The sequence below is a fragment of the Xanthomonas sp. WHRI 10207 genome, assembly GCF_040202975.1.
Classification (GTDB): Bacteria; Pseudomonadota; Gammaproteobacteria; order Xanthomonadales; family Xanthomonadaceae; genus Xanthomonas.
Map to the genome: position 1 here is coordinate 857391 of NZ_JBEGDX010000003.1, position 12536 is coordinate 869926.

Annotated in this window: 9 protein-coding genes and 1 other RNA gene; 6 read left to right on the forward strand and 4 right to left on the reverse strand. The window is 64.3% G+C overall.

All coding sequences use genetic code 11. The features are described 5' to 3' along the window. The first annotated feature begins 1 nt into the window (after position 1). Together ABQU90_RS14065 and folK are read left to right on the forward strand one after the other, a co-directional pair. A complete protein-coding gene (locus ABQU90_RS14065; RefSeq protein ID WP_115512591.1) occupies positions 2-1504 on the forward strand; it encodes an ATP-binding response regulator in 1503 nt (500 codons plus the stop codon). A 92-nt stretch (positions 1505-1596) separates the two neighbouring features. Next, complete coding sequence (gene folK / locus ABQU90_RS14070; RefSeq protein ID WP_323521560.1) at positions 1597-2106, forward strand: 2-amino-4-hydroxy-6-hydroxymethyldihydropteridine diphosphokinase; 510 nt, start codon at positions 1597-1599, stop codon at positions 2104-2106. A 148-nt stretch (positions 2107-2254) separates the two neighbouring features. On the opposite strand, the gene ABQU90_RS14075 is transcribed toward folK, so the two are convergent. Together ABQU90_RS14075 and ABQU90_RS14080 are read right to left on the reverse strand one after the other, a co-directional pair. Continuing rightward, positions 2255-2330: non-coding RNA, sX9 sRNA (locus tag ABQU90_RS14075), on the reverse strand. A gap of 61 nt (positions 2331-2391) precedes the next feature. Further along, a complete protein-coding gene (locus tag ABQU90_RS14080; RefSeq protein ID WP_323521561.1) occupies positions 2392-3129 on the reverse strand; it encodes a pteridine reductase in 738 nt (245 codons plus the stop codon). Between ABQU90_RS14080 and ABQU90_RS14085 the strand changes: the two genes are divergently transcribed. Together ABQU90_RS14085 and ABQU90_RS14090 are read left to right on the forward strand one after the other, a co-directional pair. Continuing rightward, positions 3128-4381 carry a class I SAM-dependent methyltransferase gene (locus ABQU90_RS14085; RefSeq protein ID WP_193552554.1) on the forward strand — a complete coding sequence of 418 codons (1254 nt, stop codon included), beginning with the start codon at positions 3128-3130 and terminating at the stop codon, positions 4379-4381. The two genes, ABQU90_RS14080 and ABQU90_RS14085, sit on opposite strands and share 2 nt — an antisense overlap. Then, positions 4369-4782, forward strand: coding sequence for a VanZ family protein (locus ABQU90_RS14090; protein WP_323514339.1), 414 nt, complete (start codon positions 4369-4371; stop codon positions 4780-4782). Before ABQU90_RS14085 ends, ABQU90_RS14090 begins: the two co-directional genes overlap by 13 nt. Positions 4783-5023: 241 nt before the next feature. Here the strand turns inward: ABQU90_RS14090 and ABQU90_RS14095 are convergent, their stop codons facing one another. Both ABQU90_RS14095 and ABQU90_RS14100 read right to left on the reverse strand, forming a co-directional pair. Beyond that, on the reverse strand, positions 5024-7069 hold the full coding sequence (locus ABQU90_RS14095; protein WP_323521562.1) for a TonB-dependent receptor: 2046 nt from the start codon (positions 7067-7069) through the stop codon (positions 5024-5026). A gap of 183 nt (positions 7070-7252) precedes the next feature. Continuing rightward, complete coding sequence (locus ABQU90_RS14100; RefSeq protein WP_323521564.1) at positions 7253-8113, reverse strand: 2OG-Fe(II) oxygenase; 861 nt, start codon at positions 8111-8113, stop codon at positions 7253-7255. A 187-nt stretch (positions 8114-8300) separates the two neighbouring features. Here ABQU90_RS14100 and ABQU90_RS14105 point away from each other — a divergent pair, with 187 nt between their 5' ends. Both ABQU90_RS14105 and ABQU90_RS14110 read left to right on the forward strand, forming a co-directional pair. Next, a complete protein-coding gene (locus tag ABQU90_RS14105; protein WP_311238960.1) occupies positions 8301-9767 on the forward strand; it encodes a beta-helix domain-containing protein in 1467 nt (488 codons plus the stop codon). Positions 9768-9845: 78 nt separating this feature from the next. Continuing rightward, positions 9846-12500 (forward strand): TonB-dependent receptor domain-containing protein, encoded by a 2655-nt coding sequence (locus ABQU90_RS14110; RefSeq protein ID WP_323521565.1) that lies wholly within the window; start codon positions 9846-9848, stop codon positions 12498-12500. The last annotated feature ends 36 nt before the right edge of the window (positions 12501-12536 follow it).

A 12536-nucleotide genomic window follows, 5' to 3' on the forward strand; every position in this document is an offset into this window, starting at 1 on the left:
CATGCCGCATGAGGGTGGCAAACTGGAGCAGCTGAAGATCCTTCTGGTGGAAGATTCACCGGAAGATGCCGAGCTGTTGTCCGATCAGTTGCTCGATGCCGGCATCGATGCGGCGTTCGAGCGCGTGGACAGCGAGCCATCGCTGCGCAGCGCGCTGGAGGCGTTTCAGCCGGATATCGTGCTGTCGGATCTGAGCATGCCCGGATTTTCCGGCTATCAGGCACTGCGCCTGGTGCGTCAGAACGGCGCCACCCCCTTCATCTTCGTCTCCGGCACCATGGGGGAGGAGACGGCGGTCAAGGCGCTGCAGGACGGTGCCAACGACTACATCATCAAGCACAACCCCACGCGGCTGCCGAGCGCGGTAATGCGCGCCATCCGCGAGGCGCGTGCGGAGCTTGAGCGCCAGCGTGTGGAAAGCGAGCTGATGCGTGCGCAGCGACTGGAAAGCCTGGCGATGCTGGCGGCCGGCCTGAGCCACGATCTGCGCAACATCCTGCAGCCGCTGCTGATCGTGCCCGACCTGCTGGCCGGGCGGACCGACGACCCGCAGCTGCGTCAGCTGGCCAATGTGGTGGCCGAATGCGGCCGGCGCGGGCATGACATGGCCGAGTCGATGCTGTCGTTCGTGCGTGGCTCCAACAAGCCGCGCGAGCAGGTCTCCATTGCCAAACTGTTCCAGGCGGTGCAGATGCTGCTGCGGAGCAGCCTGCCTGATGGCGTGCGGCTGCAGATGGACATGATCGCCTCGGATCTGACCATCGAAGCCAACTACACCGAATTGCAGCAGTGCTTGCTCAACCTGGGCTTGAACGCGATCCAGGCGATGCCCGGCGGCGGCACCCTGGTGCTGTCGGCCGATCGCTTTGATGCCACGCGCGTGCGCATGAGCGTGGCCGACACCGGCGTGGGCATGACCGATGAAACGCGCGCTCGCCTGTTCAGTCCTTTTTTCACGACCAAGGCCGATGGCACCGGGTTGGGCCTGATTTCGTGCAAGCGCATCGTGGAAAGCTACGGTGGCAACATCCAGGTCGACAGCCGGCTGGGCGAAGGCACGCGCTTCGACATGATCGTGCCGATGCGCGCGGCCTCGGTGACCATTGCCGATACAGAACCGCCGCTGGCGCTGGGCCAGGGGCAGCGCATTCTGCTGGTGGATGGCGAAGCCACGCGGCTGTCGTTGCTGGGTAATGCGTTGTCCAGCCAGGGCTATCAGCCGCAGCTGGCCACCGATGGCGCCGCTGCGCTGCAACTGGTGCAGCAGCACGCGATGCCGGATCTGGTGATCATCGACAGCGACATCATCTTGCTGTCGGCGGTGAGCGTGCTGCTGAGCATGCAGGAGCTGGGCTACCAGGGTCCGGCGATCGTGCTGGAAGACGTCGGCGCGCCTCTGCAGCGTGCGCATTTTCCGCCCGACATCCCGGTGCACGTGTTGCGCAAACCGCTGGAAATGCGCCGTGTATTTCGCGCGGTAGCGCACGCGCTGGAAATGGCCTGAGCCACGCACGCACGCGCGCTGCGCGTGCGCCGATGGGCCTGCAGCGCGCAGCAACAGTTGACGCTGACGCCGGCCGCATGCGCGAATACCGTATGACCACCGTGCTCCTCAGCCTCGGCAGCAATGTCCAGCCGACTCACTACCTGCGCTTGGCCGTCGCCGCCTTGCGCGCGCGCTTCGGCCAGCTCGACGTCTCCCCGGCGTATCGCACGCCGGCGGTGGGCTTCGATGGGCCGGACTTCGTCAACAACGCCGTGGCCTTGCAGACCGATCTGGACCTGCATGCCCTCGACCAGTGGCTGCATGCGCTGGAAGACGCGCATGGTCGCGATCGCAGCGGGCCGCGTTTCAGCGACCGTACGCTGGATGTGGACGTGGTGTTTTTTGGCGATTGCATTGTTGAAGGTCCCGGGCATCTACGCATCCCGCGTCCCGAGCTCAAGCATGCCTTTGTGCTCAAGCCGCTGGCCGATATCGCGCCGGACTTTGTCGACCCGCTGAGCGGACGCACGCTCGCCGCGCTGTGGCAGGCGCATCCGCAGTACGGCAGCGCATTTGCGACAGTGCCGCTGGATGTGCCTGCGCTGAGTGCCGCGCAGTAGCGCAGGTGTGCAGTGCGGTTGGTCGTGCTGCAATGTCGTGGTGAAGGGATGTCAGTTCGGCGCGGATCGGTCTGTGCGCTTTCGCACGCCGATCGCTGACGATGCACCGCACGTAGCGCGTGCGTTCGTGCGACGTCCGCTCTAGAGCGGCTAACAAAACGTGGTGAGCAGTCATCAGGCAGCTGTGGGCGTCGCACTCAGAACCGCAATGTACGAGTGGCACTACCGCACCGAGCATCGGCCGCGCCCGCCTGGCGGTGAGCGCAGTCGTGTTGCTAGCCGCCCTCAGCTGAGTTGACGGCCGCCATCCACATGCAAGGTCTGACCAGTGATGAAGCTGGCATCGTCCAGCAACCAACGCACCGCCTCGGCGATTTCTTCCGGCGTGCCGATGCGCGCCAGCGGCGTGCGGGCGAGCAGCGCCTGCTTGGCGTCGGGTGATTTGCCTTCTTCCGGCCACAGAATGGCGCCGGGCGCGACGGCGTTGACGCGGACCTGCGGTGCCAGCTCCAGCGCCAGCGAGCGGGTCAGCATCTCCAGCGCGCTCTTGGAGGCGCCGTATAGCGGGTGGTTGCGCATCGGCTGCTGTGCATGCAGGTCGGTGAGATTGACGATGGCGCCGCGGTGCTGGCGCAGCTGCGCAGCAGCGGCCTGGGCAATGAAGAACGGCGCGCGTGCATTGACCGCGAATAGCTCGTCCCACTGCGCCGGCGTGGCTTCGCCCACTGCGGTGGGATAAAACGCCGAGGCGTTGTTGACCACGCCATCCAGGCGGCCGAACGCGTCGATGCACGCGGCCACCAGTTGCGCAGGTGCGTGCGGCAGGCGCAGATCCGCGTGCAAGGCCTGCGCGCTGCCTGCGCGCTGCGCGCACAACTCGGCCACGCGTGCGCGCAGCGCGTCGGCGGACTGATGCGCATGCAGGGCAACGCGGTAGCCGGCGGCGTGCAGCGTGGTGGCGATCTGCGCGCCGATGCGGCGGCCTGCGCCGGTGATCAACACCACCTTGGAACTGTCTGTCATGACGTACTCGCTCGGCGTTGCAAAGGGCTCGGCTATCCTGTGCATTGTCCCCGCAACCGGTGCCCGCATGCACGCCGACCTCCCCACCCCCGATTCGGACGCGCTGGCGCACAGCGACCGACTGGCCGCGCATGTGCGCGCCGAAATCCAGGCCGCCGGCGGTGCGATCCCGTTTTCGCGTTTCATGGAGCTGGCGTTGTATGCGCCGGGCCTTGGCTATTACAGCGCCGGGTCGAGCAAGTTCGGTGAAGCCGGCGACTTCGTCACCGCGCCCGAGCTGGGCCCGTTGTTTGCGGCCACCGTGTCTGGTGCGCTGGCACCGGTGCTGCAGCAGCTGGGGCCGCAGGCGCGCATGCTGGAAGTGGGCGGCGGCAGCGGCGCATTTGCCGAAGTCATGCTCAAGCGGCTGCTGGAGCTGGATGCATTGCCCGAGCGTTACGCGATTCTCGAACCCAGTGCGGACCTGCGCGAGCGTCAGCGCGAGCGCCTGGGGCGCAGCCTGATCCCGCCGGTGTTCGATCTGGTCGAATGGCTGGATGGCCCGTTCCCGGACGATTGGGACGGCGTGCTGTTCGCCAACGAGGTGATCGATGCGCTGCCGACGCCGCGTTTTGCGATCCGCGAGGGCGAGGTGTACGAAGAAACCGTGGTGCTCGATGCGCAGCAGCAATTTGCGCGTGGCGAGCAGCCGGCCGATGCGTTGTTGAGCGCGGCGGTGCGGCATCTGGAGCGCTATCTCGATCAGCCCTTCGCCGATGGCTATCGCTCCGAGTTGTTGCCGCAGCTGCCGTACTGGATCCAGGCGGTGGCCGGCGGCCTGAAGCGCGGTGCGATGGTGTTTGTCGACTACGGCTATCCGCGCGGCGAGTTCTATCGCGCGCAGCGCGAGGACGGCACCTTGCGTGCGTTCTATCGCCATCGCATGCATGAGGACCTGTATCGCTGGCCCGGCCTGCAGGATCTGACCGCGTCGGTGGATTTCACCGCGCTGGCGGAGGCCGGTACCGGTGCCGGTTTTGAGCTGGCGGGTTACTGCACGCAGGCCAGTTTCCTGCTGGGCAACGGCCTGGATGCGTTGCTGACGCAGGCCGATACGCGCACCGATGAAGTGGGGCGCATGCGTCTGCGCGAGCAGATCAAGCGGCTGACCTTGCCCAGCGAGATGGGCGAGCGGTTCCAGGTGATGGGCTTCGCGCGCGATGTGGATATTGCGCCCGCATTTCTGGCCGGCGATCTCACATGGCGGCTGTAACGCAGACGCTGCGCCCGTTTCATCGGCCGCGATTGTGGGTGGGGTTGTGGATCGCTGCGATCGTGGTGGTGATTGCGGTCTGTCTGGGGCCGCCGCCGGAGATTCCGGAACTGCCGGATAACAGCGACAAGGCTGAGCATTTTTTGACCTTTGCGTTGTTGTGCTGGGGCGCGGTGCAGTTGTTTGCCACCCGTCGCGCGCAGATCGTTGCAGCCATCGGGTTGGTGGCCTTGGGAATCGGCATTGAGATCGCGCAGGGCGCACTGACGACCAATCGAAGCGCCGACCCATACGATGCGCTGGCCGACACGCTGGGTATCGTTGCTGGCCTGTGCCTGGCATGGACGCCGCTGCGCTTTGTGATGTTGCGGATCGATCAGCGGCTGTTTGCGCGGCGTTGAGTTGCGTGCACATGTTGGGCATGCGAATGCAAACGCAGTCACGCGTGCAGCGTTATGGCCAACGGAACGGTGTTGCTTCCGATCGCGCATTGATGCGCTGGCATGGCCGCAAGCTCTGAATCGCTGCAGGAGCCGACGGCAGTGCCTGACATCGCGGATCTGTTGCATGGCTGCTGCGTTGTGCAGCAGCCATGCCGTCATCGCCGAATGAGCTACTGGTCCCGGCCTGCGGATGCCGGAGTTACAGCTTCATGTTCAAGCCGAGATAGAGCTGGCGCCCTGCCGCTGGCGAAAACATCGGCTGCGCCTGGGTCCAGAAGAAACTGTCGTACCACACGTAGGCATACTCGCGACCGGTGGCATTGCGGACCTGCAGATCCACGCTCCAGGCAGGGTTGATGGTGTATCTGGCGGTGAGATCCAGGGTGGCAAAGCCACCGTATTTGCCGGCTACATTGCGTTCTTCCAGATAATAATCGCCTTGCGCACGGCCCTGCATCCCCAAGCGCAGCGCATCGGTTGGCCGGTACTCGACGCCGATGTTGCTGATGTAACGCGGCGTTGCCGCCACCTCGCGGCCGACCAGCGACACGTTGGCATCGCGGTTGTCGCGTTCGATCTTCGCTTCCTGATACGCGTGCGATGCCCATAGCGTCCACTTGTCGCCCAGCTGCGCATTGATCTGCGCGTCCACGCCGCGCCGGCGTGTCTTGCCCAGGGTGACGGTGGTGCCGGTGGCGGGCATGTTGGAGACTTCGTTGGCCGCGTCCTGCTGCCACACCGCGATGCGCGCCTGGCTTCCGTGGAACGGGCTGAATTTCATGCCCAGCTCCATGCCGGTATTGGTGGACGGGCGCACGTCCGGTTGCCCGGCGGTGAGGTAGGCCGGTGCGGTAGACCCGGTCAGTACCTGGAAAGTACGGCCCCAGTTGGCATAGACGTTGGTGGTCGGGGTGAAGGCGTAGACCAGGCTCAGTTTGGGCTGCTCGATGGTGCCGTAGCGCTGCAGCGGTGCACGCACGCCGCCCGGCAGTTGAGTGTCGCCATCGAAGCGATCCACGCGGTAGGCCGGCACGATCTTCAGCGCCTCGATCGGCTGATAGATCGCCTGCACATAGGCGCCCCAGTTATCGAAGGTATGGCGGTCGTCGTTTTGGATGCGTGCCGGCGTGGCATTGAAGTTGGTGGGCTCGGCATAGCGGAAGCGTTCGCGTCGGTAGGCGTTGTCCTGATGCTCGTAGTTGACGCCGCCTTCCAGGGTGAGCGTGTCGCTGCTGCGCCAGGTCAGCGTGTTGAGCATGCCGATCTGGGTCTCGTCCCAGCTGCGGCGCTGGCGTGGCGCGTTGCCGGTGGGCAGGTCGCTGAAAGTCACCTGGCGGTCGTCCAGATAACGGTTGTAGTACAGCTTGGTGCCCAGAAACAGGTTCTCGGCCAGCTTCAAATCCATGTGGATGCCGACCTGACGCATGTCGCGGTCGTCGCCGTCGTTGCGGTTGCGCAGGTCCGAGCTGCGACGGTCGGCCCGCATTTCCGCTGCGGTCATGAAGCCGGGTTCGTCGGCTTCGTTGTGATAGACGCGGGCGGTCAGGCCGATGCGCATTCCGTCATCGAGAGTGCCGTAGAACCATTTGCCGCCCAACGAGTATTTGCTGGAGGTGTCGTGGTCGCGGTAGCCATCGGAGGCCTGCACGCCGATGAAATAGTTCTGCGCGAACCCGTCGCGCTCGCGGCCCACGGCCAGCTGCGAATCGCGGGTATTGAAGCTGCCGTAGGTCAGACGCGCATCGGTGTAATTGCCGCCCTGACGCGTGCCGAAATTGATGTTGCCACCGATATTATGCAAGCCGTAGCGCGGATCGTTGGTGCCGCGCACCACCTCGATGTAACTGATTTCCAGCGGAAACAGCATGTCGATGAAGCGCTGGTTGCCGCTGTTGACGTTGCTGGGGATGCCATCGATCAGCGTCTTGATGGCATTGAGGTAGCCCTCGCCATTGAACGCGCGAAAGCTGACCTTGCCCGACTCGGCGCCTTGCCGGGTTTCGGTGAGCTGGATGCCGGGCATCTGCCCGAGCAGCTCCCAGCTGTAGGACACGTTCTTGTCTTCGATCTGGTCGGCGCCCAGCACGTCCACCGAGGTCAGCACCTGATGTGCGGTGAGTTGGCCTTCGCCATGCTGGTGGACATCGACCTTGCCGAGCGTCAGCGCCGAATCCGACGACTGCGCACGCGACTCGGCGACAAACAGGACGGCAGCCACTGCCGCCACGAGAATATGGATCTTCATGGATCGAACGACACCGATGCGAGGAAGAGCTGATCACCCCATGTGTCAGCTAATGCAATATTATAACATATGTGACGCGCGTCTCTAGCGGCGTGCTGGAGCGGGTGGCATGACGGAACGCGGTGCGCGCCGCAATGGGCGCGTCGGGCGACGAAGCTACTAGTTGCTGGGCGCGTTGCTCAATCAGTCCGGCAGGCACGCCGCGCGCTCGCGCAGCCACTTGGTCGCCACCCACTTTTCGCCGGCCAGGACTGGGGCGCCGGCATGCAGGCTGCGTGTCATCGGGTGCGAGCGGTCGTAGCTGAAGAACACCGCGTTGCCCTTGATCGCGGCGATGTCCAGCTGCACATCGGGAAAGCGCGTGGCCCCGCCGCGGTCGGGCGTGTTGAGGTACATCACCAACGAGGCGACGCGTTGCCCGCCGGCGTGCAGCAACACCGGCGTGCCGGCTGCGTCGGGGTCGAAGTAATCGTAGTGCGGCTGATATTCGGCGCCGGTGGTGTAGCGCAAGACCTGCAAGCCTTCGCCGTGATCCACCGGCCAGTCGAGCAAACGGGCGATACGCGCTTCGATACGTTGGCAGAGTGCATCCTGCCCGAGTTGCAAACACATGCTGTCGCTGGTGCGTGCGGCATGCACCACATGTGCGCCGTTGGCGTTGTCCACGGTGCGCGAGCGCGCAAGGCGCGGCTGCGCGAGGGCGATCACTGCATCGCATTCGGCATCGGATAAAAAGCCACCCAGCACCATCACGCGCGGTAACTGCATGCGCATCAACACGCGCACCTGGCGATCGCCCAGATCCAATAGCGACGCATCGCTGTCCTGCAGCAGCGCCGGCACGCGCACCGGCATCGGCAATCCATGTGTCTGCGCGTGCTGCTGGATGTGCGCACGCACCAGCGCTTCGACTGCATCGATGGCGTCCTGCATGTTCCAGCCACGATCCAGCAGCGGTTGCAGCGCGTGCTCGGGCGGTTGGCCGGCCAAAGCCTGCGCCACGATCCAGTCGGCCAGGGCGCTGGGGATATCGGCGAATGTCATCCCGCTACAGTGCATGCCAACGTGTGGCAACTATGTGTCAAATGTGTCGTGGTAAGACAAATGCAACAGACGGCCCCTATAAAGGTGACGGGGATCTTGAACGTGCTCGCCACTGCAGTGAGCGGAACGCAACCAATTCTTGACGACTCCTCTTCATACCGGACCCTTTGACCTGGAGATCAGCCGCATGTCCGTTCGCAACAGCAGCAAGACACTTCTCATGACCTTTAGCACCGCACTGGCGTTGTCTGCCTGCGGTGGCGGTGCCGACCGTGTCGCTTCGCCTGGCGAGGGCGCGTTTCCGCCCGCACCGGCACCGACCCCGGCGCCCACGCCTGCACCAACCCCGGCTCCGACACCGACCGGCCCGGCTGCGGATTGCCCCACCGGTTTTTCCAACGTCGGCACCATTGCCAGCAACACGCTGCGCGCCTGCCAGTTGCCGGAGACCATCACCGGCAATCTGGTGGTGCCCGCGCGCGCCGGTACCGCGTATTCGATCAGCGGCCGCGTCAACGTCGGTACCGACCGTGGCGGCAACGCCATTGCGCCGGCGGCCGGCAGCACGCAGGGCGTGTTGACCATCGAGCCGGGCGTCACCTTGTATGGCTCGGCGGGTAGCGACTACATCGTGGTCAATCGTGGTTCGCAGATTTTTGCCGAAGGCAGCGCGACTGCGCCGATCGTCTTCACTGCACGTCAGGCGCTGGATGGCACGGTCAGCGCCAACACCATCGGCCTGTGGGGCGGCATCGTGGTGCTGGGCCGTGCAGCGATCAACAACTGCCCGGGCGCCACCGTGTCGGGTACACCCGAATGTCAGGCGCAGGTCGAAGGCACCAACGCGTTCTACGGCGGCAATAGCGCCACCGACAACAGCGGCTCGATGCGCTACCTGCGCGTGATGTATTCGGGTTTCGAAATCTCGCCCAACAACGAGCTGCAGGGCATCACCCTGGCCGGCGTGGGCAGCGGCACGCGTCTGGACTACGTACAGATCCACAACAGCTCCGACGACGGGATCGAATGGTTCGGCGGTACGGTCAACGGTAGCCACGTGGTCATCACCGGCGCCGACGACGATTCGCTGGATACCGATGCCGGTTGGAGCGGCGCATTGCAGTTCGGCATCGTGGTCCAGCGTGCTGGCGGCGGCGACCGCATGAACGAGTGGAGCAGCCTGCGTCGCCAGCCGTATTCGCGCCCGAAGGTGGCCAACTTCACTTACGTGGGCAATGCCCGCACGGGTGCGGCGATCATGCTCAACCAGGGCACGCAGGCCGCGTTCTACAACTCGGTGTTCACCCGTCCGGCCGGTGGCACCGGCGATGGTCTGGTGTGCTTCAACCTGGCCGATACCGATACCTTGGGGACGTTCAACTCGGTGTTCTTCGCGTGCCCGACCGCGTTCGGCAGCGACCCGCGTGCGGCCAGCCAGTTCGCGGCCGGCACCAACAATGTCGCCAACGGCGTGTCCACGCTGCAGAACACCTTCATCAATGGCGCCAACGAAACTGCAGTGCCGGCATTCCAGGGCTTGAACGGCGTGAGCAGCTTCTTCCAGCAGGTGAACTACATCGGTGGCGTGCGTGATGCCAACGACACCTGGTGGCAGGGCTGGACCTGCGGGCTGACCGCCGATCGCCCCTGCTGAGGCACGGCATCGCACGGCGGCCATCGCGTCGCCGTGTGATGCGTCCAGCTTCATTTTTCTGTTGTCAGGGCTCCCACGATGCGAACCTTCGCTGTTGCCCGTCTTTCGCGGACGGGCCTGTCTCTTTCCATTTCCACCTTGCTGCTGTCCGGCGCCGCCATGGCGCAGTCGACCAGCAGCGATGCCGCTGGCGGTAGCAGCAGTTCCAGCGCTGCTGCCATTGCGCCCAAGCAACTCGACCAGGTCGTGGTGCGCGGCGAATATATTCCCGAACCGATGCTGCAAACCTCCGAAGTGGCCTCGTTCATCACCCGCGAGGACATGGAGCGTACCGGCGACAGCAGCGCTGCGGTGGCGCTGACGCGTGTTACCGGGCTGAGCCTGTCGCGCGGCAAATACGTGTACGTACGCGGCCTGGGCGAGCGCTATTCGTCGGCCTTGTTCAACGGCTCGCCACTGCCCAGCCCGGAGCCGATGCAGCGCGTGGTGCCGCTGGATCTGTTTCCCAGCGATGTGCTGCAAAGCGTGACCGTGCAAAAGACGTATTCGGCCGACTATCCGGGCGAATTCGGCGGCGGCGTGATCGATCTGCAATCGATGACGGTGCCGGACAAACCGTTTCTGTCGCTCACCGTGGGCGGCGGCGCCAATAGCGTCAGTACCGGCGAGAAGGGCCTGACGTACTACGGTTTCGGCGATGACGAGTGGGGCGATGACGATGGCACGCGCAAGCAACCTGCCGCGTTGCGCGATGCGATCCGCACCGGGCGCCGCGTGGACCTGGGCAGTTTTTCGCGCGAGGACATCCGCCGCATCGGCCGCAGCATGAACAACGCCAACCTGTATGTACTGCAGGAGAAGGACAGCATCGACCCGGACGTCAATGTCGGCGGCAGCGCCGGCTACAGCATGGACATCGGCGAGGCCAAGCTGGGCATTCTGGCCGTGGCCAGCTACGACAACGAATGGCGCACGCGCACCGGAAAGCAGCAGGACGGCATCTTTGTCGGCGACAGCGTGGAGTTCAATTCCAACTACGACTTTGCGACCACGCGCAACAACGTGCGCACCAACGGCATGCTCGGCCTGGGCTGGGAATATGGCCGCCACAAGATCGGCTGGACCACCTTGTATGTGCACGACACCTTGAAGGTGGCGCGCAGCCGCGCAGGCCGCGACGAACTGGCCGGGTTCGATGTGCGCGACGACAACACCGAGTGGTATGCGCGTCAGTTGATCAACAACCAGCTGCTTGGCTCGCATGCATTCGGCGAATACGACGATCTCAAGATCGAGTGGCGTGCCGCGGTGGCCAACGCCAGCCGCGATGTGCCGTACGAAACCGGCATTCGATACGAGTTGCTCGATGGCTATTGGGCACACGACGCCTCGCGCGTGCAGAACTACACACGCTTCAGCAAGGTCGATGACAAAGTCGCCAGCGGCGGCGTGGATGTGACCTGGCGGCTGCCGATCGAACACGACCTCACCGTCAAGGGCGGCTTGGCCTATCTGGATAACGACCGCACTGCATGGAGCCGCGAGTTCCGCTTTCTGGCGCTGGACGGCCCGTTGCCGTTCTTGAACCAGTATCAGCGCGTGGATTACCTAATCTCCGACTACAACCTCAGTAACGATCTGCTGCGCTTACGCGAAACCACCGGCAGTTTCGGTGCGGCCGCGTACGACGCGACCTTGAAGGTCAAGGCGGCGTATCTGCAGGCCGAAGGCGAAATCGTGCCGACCCTGCGTGCCACCGTTGGCGTGCGTTACGAGGACGCCACCCAGGCGGTGCATCCGTACGACATCTTCAGCGGCGCACGCCAGGACAGCGTGGCACCGTTGCAGAACAGCTATGCGTTGCCATCGGCCACGGTGACCTGGAATTTTGCCGACAACCAGCAGCTGCGCTTCGGTGCGTCCAAGACGATTGCGCGGCCGCAATTCCGCGAAATGGCACCGCAGCAGTATCTAGACCCGGATATCGACCGCCAGTTCTTCGGCAACCCGTTCCTGATCGACAGCGAACTGGTCAATCTGGATGCGCGCTACGAATGGTTCTTCGAGCCGGGCCAGTACGTCACCGTCGGTGCGTTCTACAAGGACATCGACAAGCCGATCGAAGCCATCGTCAACGATGCACCCGGCGGCGGCATCGTGCAGAGTTTCATCAATGCGCCCAAGGCCACGCTGTACGGCATCGAGCTGGAAGCCAAGAAGTATCTGGACGTGCCGGTCGCAGCCGATTGGTGGGGCGACAAGCGCCTGTTCGTGTCCGGCAACTACACGCGCACCAAGTCCGAGGTGAGCGCGAGTGCCGGCGATACCGTGCAGCCGTTCGGCTTCAGCGAACCGGTGCAGGCCAACCTGTTCATTCGCGACGGGTCGGCGCTGCAGGGGCAATCGGACGATATCGCCAACCTGCAGATCGGTGTGGAAAGCGAGAGCACGCATAGCCAGGCGACCTTGATCGCCAACTACGTGGGCGAGCGTATTTCTGCACGCGGTCGTCCGGGTCAGCCGGACTACATCGACAAGCCGGGTACTTCGCTGGATCTGGTGATCAAGAAGGGCCTGGTGTGGTCGGGCGATACGCTGTCGGTGAACTTTGCCGCACGCAATCTGCTCAAGACCAAATACCAGGAGTTCCAGCGCGTGGGCAGCAACCGGGTGGATCTGTACACCTACCAGCCCGGCATCAGCTATGACATCAGTGTGACAGCGCGTTTCTGAACCCTCAGACGCCTGCAGGAACGCAAACGCCCGCTG